This window comes from Rhizobium sp. PvP014, from assembly GCF_017876855.1.
In the GTDB taxonomy this organism is placed as follows: Bacteria; Pseudomonadota; Alphaproteobacteria; order Rhizobiales; family Rhizobiaceae; genus Neorhizobium; species Neorhizobium soli.
The window spans coordinates 3,138,027-3,156,466 of sequence record NZ_JAGIOT010000002.1; the positions used below are offsets into that span (position 1 = coordinate 3,138,027).

General features: G+C 61.0%; 18 protein-coding genes. 16 read left to right on the forward strand and 2 right to left on the reverse strand.

What is annotated here, in order from left to right:
- Window positions 1–27 precede the first annotated feature (27 nt).
- Complete coding sequence (locus tag J3A65_RS19745; protein WP_209902962.1) at window positions 28–972, forward strand: MYG1 family protein; 945 nt, start codon at window positions 28–30, stop codon at window positions 970–972.
- 4 nt (window positions 973–976) lie between these two features.
- Here J3A65_RS19745 and J3A65_RS19750 read toward each other — a convergent pair whose 3' ends face one another.
- Window positions 977–2,029 carry a dienelactone hydrolase gene (locus J3A65_RS19750; protein WP_162238120.1) on the reverse strand — a complete coding sequence of 351 codons (1,053 nt, stop codon included), beginning with the start codon at window positions 2,027–2,029 and terminating at the stop codon, window positions 977–979.
- A 126-nt stretch (window positions 2,030–2,155) separates the two neighbouring features.
- Here J3A65_RS19750 and J3A65_RS23565 point away from each other — a divergent pair, with 126 nt between their 5' ends.
- From J3A65_RS23565 to murJ, 3 genes are all read left to right on the forward strand, one after another.
- Window positions 2,156–3,220: an AraC family transcriptional regulator gene (locus J3A65_RS23565; RefSeq protein ID WP_162237960.1), complete on the forward strand. Its 1,065-nt coding sequence runs from the start codon at window positions 2,156–2,158 to the stop codon at window positions 3,218–3,220.
- Between the two features lie 175 nt (window positions 3,221–3,395).
- Window positions 3,396–6,266, forward strand: coding sequence for a [protein-PII] uridylyltransferase (locus tag J3A65_RS19760; RefSeq protein ID WP_209902964.1), 2,871 nt, complete (start codon window positions 3,396–3,398; stop codon window positions 6,264–6,266).
- Between the two features lie 171 nt (window positions 6,267–6,437).
- Window positions 6,438–8,030 carry a murein biosynthesis integral membrane protein MurJ gene (murJ, locus tag J3A65_RS19765; protein ID WP_113166981.1) on the forward strand — a complete coding sequence of 531 codons (1,593 nt, stop codon included), beginning with the start codon at window positions 6,438–6,440 and terminating at the stop codon, window positions 8,028–8,030.
- A 2-nt stretch (window positions 8,031–8,032) separates the two neighbouring features.
- On the opposite strand, the gene J3A65_RS19770 is transcribed toward murJ, so the two are convergent.
- The gene (locus J3A65_RS19770) at window positions 8,033–8,524 is read right to left on the reverse strand and encodes a DUF882 domain-containing protein (RefSeq protein ID WP_209902966.1); all 492 of its coding nucleotides are present in this window, start codon (window positions 8,522–8,524) and stop codon (window positions 8,033–8,035) included.
- Between the two features lie 225 nt (window positions 8,525–8,749).
- Between J3A65_RS19770 and J3A65_RS19775 the strand changes: the two genes are divergently transcribed.
- The 12 genes from J3A65_RS19775 to J3A65_RS19830 all read left to right on the forward strand — a co-directional run bounded on the left by J3A65_RS19775 (window position 8,750) and on the right by J3A65_RS19830 (window position 18,439).
- Complete coding sequence (locus J3A65_RS19775; RefSeq protein ID WP_209902969.1) at window positions 8,750–9,157, forward strand: VOC family protein; 408 nt, start codon at window positions 8,750–8,752, stop codon at window positions 9,155–9,157.
- 138 nt (window positions 9,158–9,295) lie between these two features.
- Window positions 9,296–10,360 (forward strand): tryptophan--tRNA ligase, encoded by a 1,065-nt coding sequence (gene trpS / locus J3A65_RS19780; RefSeq protein WP_209902971.1) that lies wholly within the window; start codon window positions 9,296–9,298, stop codon window positions 10,358–10,360.
- 116 nt (window positions 10,361–10,476) lie between these two features.
- Window positions 10,477–10,968 (forward strand): universal stress protein, encoded by a 492-nt coding sequence (locus J3A65_RS19785; RefSeq protein ID WP_062454005.1) that lies wholly within the window; start codon window positions 10,477–10,479, stop codon window positions 10,966–10,968.
- 123 nt (window positions 10,969–11,091) lie between these two features.
- Window positions 11,092–11,658, forward strand: a complete 567-nt coding sequence (locus tag J3A65_RS19790) for a NifU family protein (RefSeq protein WP_174195519.1) — start codon at window positions 11,092–11,094, stop codon at window positions 11,656–11,658.
- 21 nt (window positions 11,659–11,679) lie between these two features.
- Complete coding sequence (tsaB, locus tag J3A65_RS19795; protein WP_209902973.1) at window positions 11,680–12,333, forward strand: tRNA (adenosine(37)-N6)-threonylcarbamoyltransferase complex dimerization subunit type 1 TsaB; 654 nt, start codon at window positions 11,680–11,682, stop codon at window positions 12,331–12,333.
- 39 nt (window positions 12,334–12,372) lie between these two features.
- Window positions 12,373–12,867, forward strand: coding sequence for an N-acetyltransferase (locus J3A65_RS19800; protein ID WP_092663734.1), 495 nt, complete (start codon window positions 12,373–12,375; stop codon window positions 12,865–12,867).
- Window positions 12,868–12,905: 38 nt separating this feature from the next.
- Entirely contained in the window at window positions 12,906–13,331 is a 426-nt protein-coding gene (locus J3A65_RS19805) for a Fur family transcriptional regulator (protein ID WP_062454001.1), read from the forward strand.
- A gap of 42 nt (window positions 13,332–13,373) precedes the next feature.
- Window positions 13,374–14,174: a lysophospholipid acyltransferase family protein gene (locus J3A65_RS19810; protein ID WP_162237981.1), complete on the forward strand. Its 801-nt coding sequence runs from the start codon at window positions 13,374–13,376 to the stop codon at window positions 14,172–14,174.
- Window positions 14,175–14,216: 42 nt separating this feature from the next.
- A complete protein-coding gene (gene miaB, locus J3A65_RS19815) occupies window positions 14,217–15,626 on the forward strand; it encodes a tRNA (N6-isopentenyl adenosine(37)-C2)-methylthiotransferase MiaB (RefSeq protein ID WP_209902975.1) in 1,410 nt (469 codons plus the stop codon).
- 24 nt (window positions 15,627–15,650) lie between these two features.
- Window positions 15,651–16,706, forward strand: coding sequence for a PhoH family protein (locus J3A65_RS19820; RefSeq protein ID WP_062453998.1), 1,056 nt, complete (start codon window positions 15,651–15,653; stop codon window positions 16,704–16,706).
- Between the two features lie 17 nt (window positions 16,707–16,723).
- Entirely contained in the window at window positions 16,724–17,233 is a 510-nt protein-coding gene (gene ybeY, locus J3A65_RS19825) for an rRNA maturation RNase YbeY (protein ID WP_209902977.1), read from the forward strand.
- Between the two features lie 9 nt (window positions 17,234–17,242).
- Complete coding sequence (locus tag J3A65_RS19830; protein WP_062578873.1) at window positions 17,243–18,439, forward strand: hemolysin family protein; 1,197 nt, start codon at window positions 17,243–17,245, stop codon at window positions 18,437–18,439.
- The last annotated feature ends 1 nt before the right edge of the window (window position 18,440 follow it).

Sequence of the window (18,440 nt, forward strand, 5' to 3'; positions counted from 1 at the left end):
CCATTGAAAGAAAAGGCTGATCGCGGCATGACTCCAGATTATCTCGTCACCCATTCCGGTGGCTTCCATGCCGACGAACTCCTGTCCAGTGTCATCCTGACGCGGCTGTTCACCGATGCACGCATCGTCCGCAGCCGGGCGCCCGAATGGATCACGCCGGGTGGCGACCGCATCATCTACGACGTCGGCGGCTCCTTCGACGCGCAGGCGCAGATTTTCGATCATCACCAGCGCGGTGCGCCCTTGCGCGATGACGGCGCGCCGTTCAGTTCCTTCGGCCTGATCTGGAAGCACTACGGCCGCGATTACCTGCTCGCCTTCGGCGTACCGGAAGCCCATGTCGAGGCGCTGCATGCAGCCTTCGACACCAAGTTCGTGCTGCCGATCGACCTGATGGATAATGGCGCGCTCAGCCCCTCGGTCGCAGGTCCGATGGCCGGCCTGACACTGCCGTCGCTTCTCGAAACCCTGAAGCCCGCCTTCGACGAAAAGGACGAAGGCGCCGATGATCGCGCCTTCCATGCAGCGCTTGTCATTGCCCGCGCCTTTGTCGAAGCCGGTATTTCGCAGCGCGCCGCAAAGCTGCGGGCAGAGACGCTGGTTCTGGACGCCATTGCCAAGGCCGGCGAGGGTCGCATCCTCGAATTGCCGATGGGCATGCCGTTCCGCCCCGCCATCCTGAAGGCTGGCGCCGATCAGCTTCTCTTCGTCGTCCACCCGCGCGACAAGGACTGGTGCGTCACCGGCATCCGCCGTGCCGATGACGGTTTCGAACTGCGCGCCGATCTCCCCGCCGCATGGGCCGGCCTCACCAATGCAGACCTGGAAGCCGCATCCGGCGTCGAAGGCGCTACCTTCTGCCACAACGGCCGCTTTATCGCCGCCGCCAGAACCCGTGAAGCAACGCTCGCCATGGCGGAACTCGCGGTGAAGGAGGCCCTGTCGGAAGGCCTCCGTCCTGCCGTCGGCTGAGCGCTTAGCGTTCCAGCAGCGTTCTGCGAAGAAAGACGGCAATATTGAAGAAGATCTGCTGATGCAGCTTTTCGCGTGGGATGTCGCTCACCTCATCGCAAACCGGATCATCCTCATACTGCTTCAGCAATTCTGCTCCATTCGCGTTGCAGATGCTCAGGAACGAGAAATGGTTTGCGCCGGGAACTAGCGCGTAGTTGGCCTCCGGAATATCGACCGTCAGCGACTGGGCGTTGGTGCCGGACATGATGCCGTCGCCTTCGCCGAGGTTGATGAAAAGCATTGGTCTATCGATGCCGGCAAGACTTTCGTTCTGGTAAGCCATGGCAAAACCCGGATCGACCGCAATCACCGCTGAAACGCGCTTGTCGCCATAACCACCTTCGAATGCCTCCCGATCGACTTGGGAAAAATCCACCCCGCCCTTCTGAAACCAGTTGCAGCCCGCATCCCTGCCGCCTGCCTCCGCGCAATGGGTGACAAAGGTCTGAAGCGACGCGCGGACACCGGCGGTCAGCATCATTGTGTTGCCCCCAAGCGAAAAGCCGATGCCGCCGATCCGCTCCTTGTCGACAAGCGCGCTCCAGGTGGCGCTCGTCGTCAGTGTATCGATCAGGGCTGAAACATCCTGTGCCCGCTCCCAGATCTTGAAGCTTTCCACCGGAATGGAATCGCCTGAGGTCGAATGGATATGATTGGGTGCCGCAACGATGAAGCCGTTGCGCGCGAGTTCTGTCGAAAGCCAGCCCAGCCCCGCTGCATTGCCGCCCGAGCCATGGCTCAGAATGACCAGCGGAAACTTCTCCTGCACAGGCGTGGCATTGCGGCGAGCAGGCACGCCGACCCACAGAGCATCGGCACCGAGCGTATAAGGGTCGCCGTCGGCCTTTGCTGGATAGGTGATCAGCACCCTCTCGGGCTGGGTTCGGTGCGACGGATTGATCTGGATCCACTGGGTTCCCGCCTCGAAGGCGAGGGCCGGCAAGGCGGTTGCGGAATAGCCGAAACCGATCAGGGCAAGGGTTGCAAGGCGAAGGCGGGGTAGGGGCAGGGCCATGGAAATCTCCATCGGGGTTGTGAACGGCACCACCCTTGCGCCTGTATCTGCCTGCCTTTCGACCTCGATCGTGATATGGTCGGACCTCAAACATGTTTCAGGCCATTTCCCGCCGGGGTCACTGCAGTGCTCTCTATCCCTTTGCCGTTTCTGGTCGGTATCGTCTTTGCCCTTGCGCTCTATCACAGCCTCAAAGGCGTCGACGTGCCGGGAAGCCGTCGCTACTTCGTCGCATTTGTCGTTCTCTATGCGGCCCAGGGCTTGGTCGTCGGCCTTCATTTCGGCTACGGCATAACGGCACTCGCACCGGTTCAGCCGGTCACCGCCTCCGTCATGCCGCCGCTCGCATTTCTCGCCTTCCAGTCGCTTTCCGGCGGCGGGCGATCTGCACCCTGGCGCCACCTCGCCGCACCGTTTTGCGTCGGCACTTCGGTCGTCTTCGCACCGATCCTGGTCGATCCGCTCCTGCTGGTGATCTTTCTCTTTTACGGCGTCGCCCTCTGGCGGCTGACCCGTTCGGAAGGTTCCGATCTCATGGTCGAAGCCAGCCTTCAGCGAATGCGTCCCGCCCTGCGGGCCGCAAGAATGACGGCCGCGCTGATGCTGTTCTTCGCAGTCAGCGATGCTGCCCTCTCGATCTACACAACGTTCAACGGGAGGGACGACATTCCGCTTGTCCTGACGGCGATCAACATCGTCGTTCTCGTGGTAACCGGCATCTACTATCTTGCGCCGGAAGCAGGAGAAGGCCCGCTGCCGAACGGGAAGGCAAATGAGGCCAATCCACAGGATGAGGGTCTCGTCGCGCGCGCGACAGAGGCTTTGGATCGGGACGGTCTCTACCGCGACGAAAACCTCAGTCTTGCAAAACTGGCCCGCAAAGCGGGCGTGCCTGCGCGGGATCTGTCAGTTGCCATCAACCGCGCAACCGGCCTCAATATCTCGCAGTTCGTCAACAGACGCCGGATCGCGGAAGCATGTCTGCAGCTTCGCGAAACCAACCGGCCGGCGACGGTCATCATGTTCGATGTCGGGTTTTCCACCAAGTCGAACTTCAACCGCGAGTTTCGCCGCATCACCGGCATGAGCCCGCGTCAGTGGCGCAGCGGATCGAAGTCTATCGCAGACCCGGGCAATATCGGGCTTGACGTTCCGGTCGCGAACAAACAACTTGGCGCCGTCAAGCCGTAACCGTGGTAAGCACGCTGCTCACATGCGGAGCGCTCTGCGGTAACGGCTGCGCAACAAAAATGAGCTAAAGCGTATGGGGCAGGGCCGCAGGGACCTGGGAACGCTTTAGGGGAGGTGCCCGAAATCCGTCGTCGTCTCCATCGGGAATGGAGAGGGCGGGCACCGGCAGGAAGACATGGCCAAGCAAGCAACAAGACAAGATCATCGTCACGATATCGATTTTTCCGAACTGATGGACGTCGCCGGCCTGCAGACGGAATGCCGCGAGGCGCTCGGAACCAAGGATCGGCCGCTGCTGGAATCGCGGGCAGCTCTCCTGCCGATCCTGCGGCAGGCCAGTGTCGACGGTCGCGAAAAGGCACGCGAACTGCTGAGCCAGGATGGCAGCGGTCTTCGCTGCGCCCGCCGCATATCCTGGATCCAGGACCAGCTGATCTGCGTCCTCAATGAAACCATCACCGAGAGCCTCTATCCGGAAGGCCGCGAGATCGCCGTTGCCGCCACCGGCGGTTACGGCCGCGGCACGCTCGCGCCAGGGTCCGATATCGATCTTCTTTTCCTGCTGCCCGAAAAGAATTCCGATGCCATGCGCAAGGCGGTGGAATTCCTGCTCTATCTCCTGTGGGACATGGGCTTCAAGGTCGGCCATGCCACCCGCACGGTGGAGGAATGCATTCGCCTGTCGAAAACCGACATGACGATCCGCACCGCCATTCTCGAATGCCGCCCGATCTGCGGCAGCGGCGCGCTGGTCAATCAGCTGATGTCGCGCTTCGATCTGGAAGTCGTTGCCGGCACCGGTCCGGAATTCGTCGCCGCCAAACTTGCCGAGCGCGACCAGCGCCACAAGAAGGCGGGCGATACGCGCTATCTGGTCGAGCCCAACGTCAAGGAGGGCAAGGGTGGCCTGCGCGATCTGCACACGCTGTTCTGGATCGCCAAATACTACTACCGCGTTCGCGAAACGACTGAACTCGTCAAGCTCGGCGTGCTCTCGCGCGAAGAGGCACGGTCCTTCGAAAAGGCCGACGACTTTCTCTGGGCGGTGCGCTGCCAGATGCATTTTCTGACGGGCAAGGCGGAGGAACGTCTGTCGTTCGACATCCAGCGCGATATCGCGGCAAGCCTCGGCTACAACGCGCGGCCTGGTCTGTCCTCCGTCGAACGCTTCATGAAGCATTATTTCCTGGTCGCGAAGAACGTCGGAGATCTCACCCGCATTCTCTGCGCAGCGCTGGAGGACCAGCAGGCGAAGGCCGCACCCGGTCTCACCCAGCGCGTCATCTCGCGCTTCACCAAGCGGCTGCACAAGATTGCCGGCTCCGTCGAATTTGTGGAAGACCGCGGTCGCATCACGCTGGCTGATCCAGGCGTCTTCAAGCGCGATCCGGTCAGCCTGATCCGCTTTTTCCACGTGGCGGATCTGACCGGGCTGGAACTGCATCCCGACGCGCTGAAAAGCATCACCCGTTCGCTTTCGCTCATCGACAGTGCCCTGCGTGAAGACGACGAGGCGAACCGCCTCTTCCTCTCCATCCTCACCTCCAGGCGCGATCCCGGCCTGATGCTGCGGCGGATGAACGAGGCCGGCGTGCTTGGCCGCTTCATTCCCGAATTCGGCAAGGTCGTGGCGATGATGCAGTTCAACATGTATCACCACTATACGGTCGACGAGCATCTGATCCGCTCGGTCGATGCGCTGTCGGAGATCGATCACGGCCGCGCGGCGGACATGCATCCGCTCGCCAACAAGCTGATGCCGACGATCGAGGAGCGCGCGGCGCTCTATGTCGCGGTGCTGATCCACGATATCGCCAAGGGCCGCCAAGAGGACCACTCGACCGCCGGTGCCCGGATTGCGAAAAAACTCTGCCCGCGTCTCGGCCTCAACGCCAAGCAGACCGAACTCGTGGTATGGCTGGTGGAACAACACCTGATCATGTCGATGACGGCGCAGACCCGCGATCTGCATGATCGCAAGACCATCGCCGACTTTGCCGAAAAAGTCCGGTCGCTCGATCGCTTGAAGCTGCTGCTGGTGCTGACCATCTGCGATATCCGCGCCGTCGGCCCGGGTGTGTGGAACGGCTGGAAGGGCCAGCTTCTGCGCACTCTCTATTATGAAACGGAGCTGCGTCTCTCCGGCGGCTTCTCGGAAGCATCCGGCAAGGAGCGGGCCAAGGTGGCGGAGGAGGACCTCGCCAACGCGCTGTCCGACTGGAGCCAGCAGGACCGCGAGGCGCTGGTGAAGCTCCATTACCAGCCGTATCTCCTGTCCGTGCCCGTCGAGGACCAGGTTCGCCACGCAGGCTTCATCCGCGAAACCGACAAGGCCGGCAAGCCGCTCGCCACTATGGTGCGCACCGACAGTTTTCGGGCGATCACCGAAATCACCGTTCTCGCCCCCGACCATCCGCGTCTTCTATCGATCATCGCAGGCGCCTGCGCGGCCGCCGGTGCCAACATCGCCGATGCGCAGATCTTCACCACCTCCGATGGCCGTGCGCTCGATACGATCCACATCAACCGGGAATTTGCGGTCGATGACGACGAGATGCGCCGTGGCGGCACGATCGGACGGATGATCGAAGACGTGCTCGCCGGCAAGAAGCGACTGCCGGAAGTCATCGCCATCCGCGCGAAAGCCAAGAAGAACAAGAACAAGGCCTTCGATATCCCGCCGTCCGCGATCATCTCCAACGGGCTTTCCAACAAGTTCACCGTCGTCGAGGTTGAATGCCTCGACCGGACCGGTCTGCTTGCGGAAATCACCGCGGCCCTTGCCGATCTCTCGCTGGATATCCAGTCGGCGCGGATCACCACATTTGGTGAAAAGGTGATCGATACGTTCTACGTCACCGATCTCGTCGGTCACAAGGTGACCAATGAGAACCGCCAGGGCAATATCATCACCAGGCTGAAGGCGGTCATGGCGGAACAGGAAGACGAGCTTCAGGAAGCCATGCCGGATGGTATCGTCGCGCCCCAGCCGGCTGCCGCAGACGGAGCAAATGTCTTGCCGCGGAAGTCGAAAGTCGGTGTCTGAAACACGACACCGGTGCTATCCCTGCTGAACGGGTGCTTCGTTCGGTCCGCTCTTTTGCGCCGCAGAAACTGTGGGGCAGGGCGCCGGCCGAACGACGCATGCCAACGCACAGGCAGAACATGAACAATCCCAGCTTCCCCAGCATGAGACCAAGCCGATGAGCCCAAACCGATGAGTCTTGCCAGAAAATTCGCAACCGTCGGCGGCGCGACGCTCGGCAGCCGCATCTTCGGTTTCGCCCGTGAAACCTTCATGGCGGCGGCCCTTGGCACGGGGCCGATGGCAGACGTGTTTTACGCCGCCTTCCGGTTTCCCAACCTGTTTCGCCGGCTGTTTGCCGAAGGCGCCTTCAACGCCGCTTTCGTTCCGCTGTTTTCCAAGGAAATCGAGGCGAATGGCGTCGATGGCGCCAAGCGGTTTTCCGAAGAGGTCTTCGGCGTCCTGTTTTCCGCGCTGCTGATCATCACCATCGCCATGCAGCTGGCCATGCCCTGGCTGGTCCGGTGGGTCATTGCCCCGGGCTTTGCAGATGACGCGGAAAAGACGGCGCTGACTGTGCGCATGGCCATCGTCATGTTCCCCTATCTCATGTGCATGTCGCTGACGGCGATGATGAGCGGCATGCTCAACTCGCTGCATCATTTCTTTGCCGCCGCCATTGCCCCGGTGTTCTTGAACGTCGTTATGATCGCAGCGCTTCTCTACGGCCTCTGGGTCGGCGCCGATCCGCGCGAAATCGCCTGGTATCTGTCGTGGAGCGTGCTGGTTGCGGGCGTGTTGCAGCTTGGCGTCGTCTATGTGGGCGTGCGCCACGCGGGCATCAATATCGGCTTTCGCCGGCCGAAGATGACACCCAACGTCAAGCGCCTGCTCTGGCTCGCGGTTCCGGCCGCGATCACCGGCGGCATTACCCAGATCAACCAGATCATCGGCCAGGCGATTGCGTCGGGCAAGGAAGGCGCAATCGCTGCCCTGCAATATGCCGACCGCATCTACCAGCTGCCGCTCGGTGTCGTCGGCGTTGCCGTCGGTGTCGTGCTCCTTCCAGAATTGTCACGGGCGCTGAAGGGCGGCCACGTCAAGGAAGCCGGCAACATCCAGAACCGCTCGATCGAATTCGTGCTGTTCCTGACGCTTCCTGCCGCTGCCGGTCTCTGGATGCTATCGGATGCGATCATCCGCGTTCTATACGAGCGCGGTGCGTTTTCAGCGGAAAACACCACTGTCGTCGCCTCGATCCTTGCGATCTACGGTATCGGTCTTCCGGGTTTCGTGCTGATCAAGGCGCTGCAGCCGGGCTTTTATGCCCGCGAGGATACAAAGACGCCGATGCGCTTCACCATGGTGTCGGTCGTCATCAACTCCGGCCTCGCCATCACGCTGTTTCCGATGATCGCCGAACGCGGCATCGCGACGGCGGAAGCCGCGGCGGGATGGATCAACACGATCCTGCTATTCTCGACGTTGGTCTGGCGGGGTGATCTCGTCTGGGAATGGGCGCTTGCCCGGCGTACCGCACTTTTGCTGGTCGCGACAGGGGTCATGGCGGCGGCGCTGTTTTATGCGCTTCCCTATGCCAGCCCATGGCTGCAACCGGGCTCGCATCTGTTGACCCAGGTGCTGGCTCTGGCCTGCCTTCTGGGCATTGCAATGGTCGTCTATTTCGCCTGCGCGTTTGCGATCGGCGGTGCCGATCTCGGCATGATCAGGCGAAACATCAAGCGGAAGCCAAAGTCTGCTGTCCCACCACCGGCGGAGTCCTGATCTCAGGACTTTCCGCGGCGCTTCAGGCTTGCAAGGCTGCCCTTGCCACCTTTTCCACCCTTACCGCAATGCGCCCAGGCGCGCCGCGGGCCGACATCCACATGCACGATGCCGTTGCAGTAACGGCCGATGCCGCCGATTCCAGGGGCACTCGCTGCTGCCGCAAGCACCCTCTTTTCGGCAACGCCGGGAACGCGAATGTCGGCGGCGTAGCAATGGCTGTGCTGTGATGTCCCAGAGCGCGGACGGTGGCCGGAGGTCACCATCGGCTTCTTGCCGGTTTCCTTGGCGATATGGGCAAGGATGGCACCCAGCTTCTCGGGAAAGCAGTTGGTCCGAACGCTGACGCGCTGGACAGTATAGTAAGCAGAGTAGTCGTGCTTGAAAGAACTGCTGCGGCGTTTCTCGCCTTTTTCGGCGGCTTGTGCGGTTGCGGAGATCGTTAGGCAGAGCGTCAGGAAGCAGGACAGCGCGACGCGGTAAAAGATGCGCATACGGGTAAACCTCGGAAAATACTCACGACCGACTGGGGTCGACTTGGTGGGGGAGTATTTCTTTCCGAAAAGTGACCTCAGTATGGAGGAATTTGCCCCAAAGTGGGATTTGTCTGCCTCAGGGGTTAAGCTGCGTTAACCTTATGGTTGCTTCGAGTTCCTTGACATGGCGGGCAGTAAGCGTCGAAGACCTGTACCTGCCACGACAAAACAAGGTGTGTTTCGATGTCGATCCGTTCCCTATTTCTGGTCACACTGGTCGTTGACGACTACGATCGAGCGCTCGATTTTTACTGCGGAATCATGGGCTTTGACCTTGTCTCCAATACCCCTCTGGAGGCGACCAAGCGCTGGGTGGTGGTGCGCCCGCCGGGTGGAGAGGGGGCAGCGCTGCTGCTGGCACGCGCCGACAGCGACGTCCAAACGGCGGCGATCGGCAACCAGACGGCGGGTCGGGTAAGTTTTTTCCTGAAAACCGACGATTTTGCCGGGGATCACGCGCGGTTGTCGACAAAAGGCGTGCGGTTCATCGAAGAACCGCGGCACGAACCCTATGGCACGGTCGCAGTGTTTGCCGATTGCTACGGCAACCTTTGGGATCTCATTCAGCACGCGGATGATGCAGCCTCTTGATCCCTCGTGGCGGGGCGTGCATAAGCCCGGCCATCAGCTACATGGCCCGCGGGGCGCAGCAGCGGCAAGCACGCACACTTGTCAGGTTGCGCAAGTCCAACGGCCTGAGGCCTTCCATCAGCCTATCGAGGATCTAGAATGAACAGCTTCAAGCCGCTCGTCTTTTCCGGTGTGCAGCCCACCGGCAATCTCCATCTCGGCAATTATCTCGGCGCCATCCGCAAATTCGTCGCCCTGCAGGAAAACAACGACTGCATCTACTGCGTCGTCGATCTGCACGCGATCACGGCCCAGCTCGTGCATGACGATCTGCGCGGCCAGATCCGCTCGATCGCGGCGGCCTTCATCGCCTCCGGCATCGACCCGAAGAAGCATATCGTCTTCAATCAGTCTGCCGTGCCGCAGCATGCGGAACTTGCCTGGATCTTCAACTGCGTCGCCCGCATCGGCTGGATGAACCGGATGACCCAGTTCAAGGACAAGGCCGGCAAGGACCGCGAGAACGCCTCGCTTGGACTGCTCGCCTATCCAAGCCTGATGGCCGCCGACATTCTCGTCTACCGCGCCACCCATGTGCCTGTCGGCGATGACCAGAAGCAGCACCTGGAGCTTGCCCGCGATATCGCCCAGAAATTCAACATCGATTTCCAGGACAAGATCCGTGCGACCGGCACCGGCGTCGACATGGTCGTCGGCGAAGAGCCGATCCACGGCTATTTCCCGCTCGTCGAGCCGCTGATCGATGGTCCGGCCCCGCGCGTCATGAGCTTGCGCGACGGCACCAAGAAGATGTCGAAATCCGATCCGTCAGATCTGTCGCGCATCAACCTGATGGACGATGCCGATGAGATCCTGAAGAAGATCCGCAAGGCGAAGACCGATCCGGAAGGCCTGCCGAGCGAACTCGAAGGCCTCGACGGTCGCCCGGAAGCAGCCAATCTCGTGGGCATCTATGCAGCGCTCGCCGATCGCACCAAGGCGGATGTGCTTGCCGAATTCGGCGGCCAACAGTTCTCGGTGTTCAAACCGGCGCTTGCCGACCTCGCCGTTCATGTTCTGGCACCGATCTCGCTCGAAATGCGCCGCCTGCTGGACGACACGACCCATATCGACGCTATCTTGCGTGATGGGGGCGAGCGTGCCCGCGCCCGAGCCGAAAAGGTCATGGGTGAAGTGTTCGATATCGTCGGTTTCCTGCGCTGAGCGGGAGAGCGCCTGAAAATCTTGCACCCGTCACGGTCGCGTGGCGGGTTTTCATTTTCGCGGGTTCGTATAATTTCGCCACAACGACAACGTCCGACGGGAATTGAGGGGGCGGCATGGTTTCGAAACGGCTTTCCAGGCTTGAGGGACATCGGCGCAAGTTCATAGCGGTCATCGATGGCACCCCCGAATGCGAGCTTGCCGTGCACTATGCCGGCCGCCGCGCGAAGAATTCCAATGGCGGCCTGGTGCTGCTTTTCGTCATCCCCGATGGGGATTTCCAGCAATGGATCGGCGTCGAGCAGATCATGCGCGCCGAAGCCATGGAAGAAGCGGAATCGATCATGGCGAAAGCCGCCCAGAGGGTGCGCGAAACGATCGGGATCGATCCGGAAATCGTCATCCGCGAGGGAAGCGCGCCCGAGCAGATCAACATGCTGGTGGAAGAAGACCGCGATATCGCCGTCCTGGTTCTGGCTGCCGGATCGACCAAGGAAGGGCCGGGCCCGCTGGTCTCGGCGGTTGCGGGCAGGGGTGCTGCTTTCCCCATTCCCGTCACCGTTCTGCCGGATACGCTGACCGACGAGGAAATCGACGCGCTCGCCTGACCTCTCTCTTGACCGGATTGGCAGAAAGGCGCACTTGAACCAAAAGCTGATCGCGACTATCTTCTTTGGAAGAGTTCTAAGTTTGCGGCGACCGCTGGCGCGCACGGGTCAAGGAGACAAATCATGTTCATTCAGACGGAAGCCACACCCAATCCGGCAACCCTGAAGTTCCTGCCCGGCAAGATCGTCATGGAAAAGGGCACGGCCGATTTCCGCAATGCGAGCGAGGCCGATGCGTCTCCGCTGGCCGCCAGACTGTTCGGGATCGACGGCGTCACCGGTGTTTATTTCGGCTACGACTTCATTACCGTCTCCAAGGATAGCGCCGAGTGGCAGCATCTGAAGCCGGCCATCCTCGGCTCGATCATGGAGCATTTCATGTCCGGACAGCCGGTCATGGGCGGCGCCTCGTCGCTTGCCGAAGATACCGATGAAGACGGCGAGTTCTACGAGGCCGACGACGAGACCCTCGTCGCGACCATCAAGGAACTGCTGGAAACCCGCGTTCGTCCGGCCGTTGCCCAGGATGGTGGCGACATCACCTTCAAGGGTTTCCGCGATGGCACGGTCTATCTCAACATGAAGGGCGCCTGCGCCGGTTGCCCGTCCTCGACCGCGACCCTGAAGCATGGCGTTCAGAACCTGCTCAAGCACTTCGTGCCTGAAGTGCAGGCCGTCGAAGCCATCTGATTTCGAAAAACAGTTCCGCACATGCTCGTTCTGGCCATCGATACTGCCGGGGTTGATTGTTCCGCCGCGCTCTATGATGGCGCGTCCGGCAGGCTTCTGTCGTCCGTTACTGAGACGATCGGCAAGGGTCATGCTGAGCGCCTGATGGCGATCGTCGACCAGGCGCTTGATGAAGCTGGCCTTCAACTTTCATCCGTGCAGCGTATCGCCGTCGGCATCGGCCCGGGCTCGTTTACCGGTATTCGAGTTGGCGTTGCGGCCGCCCGCGGTCTGGCACTGGCTCTCAATGTGGAATGCGTCGGCGTCACCACGCTCGAAACGCTGGCTGCCGCACATCTTGCAAAGCATCCCGGACGCCCCGTCGTTGCGGCCATGGATGCCAAGCGGGACGAGGTCTATGCCCAGGCCTTTTCAGCCGAAGGCTCCCCGCTCAGCGAACCCGCGGCACTGTCGCCGGATGATGCCGCAGCACTCATTGCCCAGCTGTCGGCCGACGTGACCGGCTCATGGCGCCCGCACGAGGCGCCGGTCCTGCCTGACCATTTCGATATCGCCGTCATTGCAAGACTTGCGGCTTCAAAGCCGAAAGGTTCGCAAAAGCCGAAACCGCTTTATCTTCGTGGACCGGATGCAAAACCGCAGACAGGCTTTGCGTTGGCGCGGCAGATCTCGTAACTCCGCGTCGTTCAATTCTTTCACGCGACCGAATGCCCGATGTTTGACGATTATCTCAGCTGGAAGCCGTTTTTCGAAGTCGTCCCGATGGAGATCTCCGACTGCGTCGAAGTCTCCGAGCTTCATGGTGCGCGCTTCCCGCGCGGCTGGAACGATGGCGAATTCCAGAATCTTCTTCTTCAGAAAGGCGTGTTCGGCTTCGTCGCACGCCAGACCAACGCGTTCTTTTCAAAACCCTTCGGGGGCTTCGTGCTGGTGCGCGAAGCAGCCGGTGAGGCGGAAATTCTCACGATCGCCGTCCCCGAAAAGTTTGGCCGTCTTGGGCTCGGATGGAGGCTGATGCAGGCCGGCTTGCGCGAAGCGACATCGCGCGGCGCCGAAACAATGTTCCTCGAGGTCGAGGCCGAAAACAAGGCCGCTGTGACGCTCTATGGCAGGCTGGGTTTCAAAAAGGTCGGCGAACGCCCGGCCTATTATACCGGTGCCGATGGACGACGGTCCTCGGCGCTTGTCATGAGCCGCGTTCTTCGTTAGTTCGTGATGAAACGAGAGCATTTGAAGGCCAAAACGTCATGACGGATCTTTCCAAAAATCTGGAGGAACTGTGTGCCGAGAAGGGCATGCGCATGACGGATCAGCGCCGGGTGATCGCGCGTATCCTGCAGGACTCCGACGACCATCCGGATGTCGAGGAACTGTATCGTCGCTCCTCCAAGGTCGATCCACGGATCTCGATCTCGACCGTCTATCGCACCGTGAAACTGTTCGAGGACGAGGGCATTATCGAGCGCCACGATTTCCGTGACGGTCGCTCTCGCTACGAGACGGTGCCGGAAGAACATCACGATCACATGATCGATCTCAATGCCGGCACGGTGATCGAATTCCAATCTGCGGAGATCGAAGCGCTGCAGGAGCGCATTGCCCGCGAACTCGGCTTCCGGCTGGTCGGACACAGGCTGGAACTCTACGGCATCCCGCTCGACAAAGACGAATAGCCTGAACACGAACGGCGTGACGACAGCCAAGGATCGACAGTGATCACCTCAATCCGCATCGGGTTCATCGTCGTCTGTCTGCTGGTGGTCACGGCTGTGCTGTTGCCGTTTCAGTTGATCGGCCTCGCCTTCGATCTGAAGATGCGCCGTTATATTCCGCGCCTCTGGCACCGCACCGCCTGCTTCCTGCTCGGCATCCGCATCCACGTCCACGGTCACCTGCAGCATCGGCGCCCCCTGATGCTCGCCTCCAACCACGTCTCGTGGAAGGATATCCTCGTGCTTGGTGCTATCGCGGATGTCGTCTTCATCGCCAAGTCGGAAGTCGCCAAATGGCCGATCTTCGGCACGCTCGCGAAATTGCAAAAGACGATTTTCGTCGTCCGCGAGGAAAAACGCCGAACCGGCGACCAGATCAACGAGATTGCCGCACGCATGACGGCGGGCGAGATCGTCGTGCTCTTCCCCGAAGGCACGACGTCGGATGGCAACCGCCTGCTCGAGGTAAAGTCCTCGCTGTTCGGGGCAGCCGCTGCCGCCGTGCCGCACACGCCCCACGGCGTCGTGTATGTCCAGCCTGTATCGATCGCCTATACGCGGGTGCACGGCATGGCGATGGGTCGTTTCCACCGCCCGCTTGCGGCCTGGCCGGGGGATATCGAGCTCATGCCGCACCTGATGGGCGTGCTGAAGGAAGGCGCGATCGACGTGGATGTGGCGTTCGGCGAGACGGTCGATTTCCGCACGGGCGACAACCGCAAGCATCTCAGCCAGACCATTACCGCCCGGCTTCGCCGCATGCTGATCAGGCATCTTCGCCAAAGAGAGTACGACGCCGATTAGAACCGCTTCAAATCCGGTCCTTCTTGGAGTAAGGAGACGGCCATGAACGAACACGTCACCCTTTCGCCGGCAGAAGAGCCCGTCACCATCCCCAACACCCGCAAGGTCTTCATCAAGACCTACGGCTGTCAGATGAACGTCTACGATTCGACCCGCATGGGCGACGCGTTGGCGAGCGAAGGCTATGTCGCGACCGAAGAGATGGGCGAGGCGGATCTGATCCTCCTCAACACCTGTCATATCCGCGAGAAGGCCGCCGAGAAGGTCTATTCGGCGCTGGGGCGTCTGCGCGACATGAAGAAGGCGCGTGCTGCCGAAGGCCGCGAACTGATGATCGGCGTTGCCGGCTGCGTCGCCCAGGCGGAAGGCGAGGAAATCATCCGCCGCGCGCCATCGGTCGACGTGGTGATCGGCCCGCAGACCTATCACCGACTGCCGGATGCACTGCGCAAGGCCCGCGGCGGCAAGCCTGTGGTCGATACGGAATACGCGGTCGAGGACAAGTTCGACCATCTGCCGGCCACCGACCGCAAGCTTATCCGCGCCCGCGGCGTCACGGCTTTCCTTACCGTGCAGGAAGGCTGCGACAAATTCTGCACCTTCTGCGTCGTCCCCTATACCCGCGGTTCGGAAGTGTCGCGCCCCATCAGCCAGATTGTCGACGAAGCCATCCGGCTGGTCGAAAGCGGCGTGCGCGAAATCACCCTGCTTGGCCAGAACGTCAATGCCTGGAGCGCTGAAGGTCCAACCGGGAACGACTGGGGTCTCGCCGACCTTCTCTATCGTCTTGCTGAAATCCCGGGCCTTGCCCGCCTGCGCTATACGACAAGCCATCCGCGCGACATGGATGACCGACTGATCGAGGCGCATCGCGACCTGCGCATCCTGATGCCCTATCTGCATCTGCCGGTTCAGTCGGGATCCGACCGCATCCTGAAGGCGATGAACCGTCGCCATACGGGCGCCGAATATCTGGCGCTGATCGACCGCATCCGCAATGCCCGTCCCGATATCGCCATGTCGGGAGATTTCATCGTCGGTTTCCCGGGCGAGACCGATCTGGATTTCGAAGACACGTTGAAGATCGTCGAGGACGTCAACTACGCCTCCGCCTTCTCGTTCAAATATTCGACCCGGCCGGGAACACCCGGCGCGGATCTCACCGATCAGGTCGCTGAAGAGGTAAAAGCCGAGCGTCTCGAACGATTGCAGGCTTTGCTCTTGAAACAGCAGGCCGATTTCGCCACATCCTGTGTTGGAAAGACGATCGATCTGCTTCTGGAAAAGCCGGGACGTATGCCCGGGCAGGTGATCGGCCGTTCGCCCTGGCTCCAGTCTGTGAATGTTGATGCAAAAACATCGCAAATCGGTGAGATTATCCGTGTACGAATCATTGGTACCGGCCCGAACAGCTTGTTTGCCGAGCCGGCAGAGAGTTTAATGGGTGCCTGACCAGCAAGTGAGGAGCTTGTTTACTTGAGCGGACGAGAATCGGTTTCTTCGACAGCGCGCCACCCCAAATCAGCAGCGACCGACGCCAACCACTTTGTCCTGACGTTCGAGAACAATCGCTTCGCGAGCGAGCTGTTCGGTCAATTCGACCAGAATCTGAAACTTCTCGAACAGCGCCTCAATATTGATGCGCGGCCCCGCGGTAATTCCGTGGCCATTTCAGGCGATGTCCCAGCCACCAATCAGGCCCGTCGGGCTCTCGATACCCTCTATGAGCGAATCCAGAAGGGCGGCACCATCGAAACATCCGATGTCGAAGGAGCTATCCGCATGGCACAGGCCGCGGACGACCAGCTGCAACTGCCGACGCTCGAGAAAAAGGCCAGGCTTTCGATGAGCCAGATCTCCACCAAGAAAAAGACGATTGTCGCGCGTACCCCGACGCAGGACGCCTATATGCGGGCGCTCGATCGGGCAGAGATGGTGTTCGGCGTCGGTCCGGCCGGTACCGGCAAGACCTATCTGGCCGTGGCGCATGCCGCGCAGCTGCTGGAACGCGGTGCCGTCGACAAGATCATTCTTTCGCGTCCGGCCGTCGAGGCGGGCGAACGTCTGGGCTTCCTTCCAGGCGACATGAAGGAAAAGGTCGATCCCTACCTGCGGCCGCTCTATGACGCGCTTTACGACATGATCCCAGCCGACAAGGTCGAACGGGCAATCACGGCCGGGGTCATCGAAATCGCGCCGCTCGCCTTCATGCGCGGCCGCACGCTTGCCAATGCCGCGATCATCCTCGACGAGGCGCAGAACACGACATCGATGCAGATGAAGATGTTTCTCACCCGTCTTGGTGAAAACGCACGCATGATCATCACCGGCGACCCGAGCCAGGTGGATTTGCCGCGCGGCGTGAAATCCGGTCTGGTCGAGGCGCTGCAGATCCTCAACGGGGTCGAAGGCATCTCGGTCATCCGCTTCAAGGATACCGACGTCGTGCGCCACCCGCTGGTTGGCCGCATCGTCCGGGCCTATGACGCGCAATATGCCGTCCATGAGGAAAGCGAGGAGGCCGGACGCTAGTCCGGTTTCCAGTCCCTATGCCCGAACTCGACATACAGATCAGCATCGACGACGAAGGCTGGCCGGAAGAGCCGGCGCTTCTGGCGTTGACGCAAAAGGTTTTCGCAGCCGCCGCCGATTTTCTGGTGCGCGAAGAAGACCAACCATTCCCGAAAATGCCGCCCGAAGTCTCTCTCGTCTTTACCGACGATGAATCCATCCAGGCCATCAACGCCGAATGGCGAGGCATGGACAAGCCGACCAACGTCTTGTCTTTCCCTGCTTTTCCGCTCGAACCCGGCGGTATGCCGGGCCCGATGCTGGGCGATATCGTCATCGCAAGGCAGACCGTCGAACGCGAGGCGGTTGATCTCGACAAGAGTTTCGACGATCATCTGACCCATCTTCTGGTCCACGGCTTTCTCCATCTGTTCGGTTACGACCACATGGAAAAGGACGAGGCAGAGGAAATGGAAGCACTCGAGACTCGTATTTTAGCCGGTCTCGGCCTATCTGACCCCTATGCGGGGCAGGACCCGATAGTGTAGTTTGGACCAATGAACGATTATTCGAGCAATGTCGCCCGCGAGGGCAAGGACAGTTCGGACTCACCCTCGTCGGACGAGGGAAGTAGTTCGGGACGATCCGAGCATCACCCCAAATCCCATAATACATTCTGGTCTCGGGCGGTCCGCCTGCTGCGGCCGTCGCAGGGCGAACAGCTCCGCGAGGATCTCGCCGACGCGCTGATGACCGACACCAATGTCAGCAACGCCTTTTCTCCGGAAGAGCGCGCCATGCTGCACAACATCCTCCGCTTCCGCGAGGTTCGCGTCGAGGACATCATGGTGCCGCGCGCCGATATCGAAGCCGTCGACATGAGCATGACGATCGGCGAACTGATGATCCATTTCGAGGAGACCGGCCGCTCGCGCATGCCGGTTTACAGCGACAATCTCGACGATGCCCGCGGCTTCGTGCATATCCGCGACCTTCTGTCCTATCTGGCAAAACAGGCCCGCAACAAGCGCCGGACCGGTACCCGTGCAACGGCAGCAGCAGCCGTCGTTGCCGGTGGAGCGGTCGAGAAGCCGGCCCGTACCGCCAAGGCGGCCTTCGATCTCAGCCGCGTCAATCTCGATCAGACCGTTGCCGAGGCAGGCCTGGTTCGCAAACTGCTGTTCGTACCGCCATCGATGCTGGCATCCGAGCTGATGAGCACGATGCAGGCCGCACGTACGCAGATGGCGCTGGTCATCGACGAATACGGCGGCACCGATGGTCTCGTGTCGCATGAGGATATCGTCGAGATGGTGATCGGCGATGTCGAGGACGAGCATGACGACGAGGAAGTGATGTTCTCGCGTGCCGGCGACGATATCTTCATTGCCGATGCCCGTATCGAGCTGATGGAAATCTCCAAGGCGATCGGCTCCGATTTCGACGTGCGGGACCGGCTGGACGACGTCGATACGCTGGGTGGATTGATCTTCTCAGCGCTCGGTCGCATTCCGGTGCGCGGTGAAGTCGTGCAGGCTGTGCCAGGGTTCGAATTCCAGATCCTCGACGCCGATCCGCGCCGCATCAAGCGGGTCCGGATCATGCGCAAGCGCGCGCTCGTTCGCCGCAGGCAGCTCAAGGGCGAGGGCGAGCCCATTGCCGAGACGCAGCAGAAGGCGATTACTGACAAGACGCCGACCGTGCTTCTGCCGGCACCCTCGTCCGATCGTGGCAACGATCATCCATCGGCCTGAG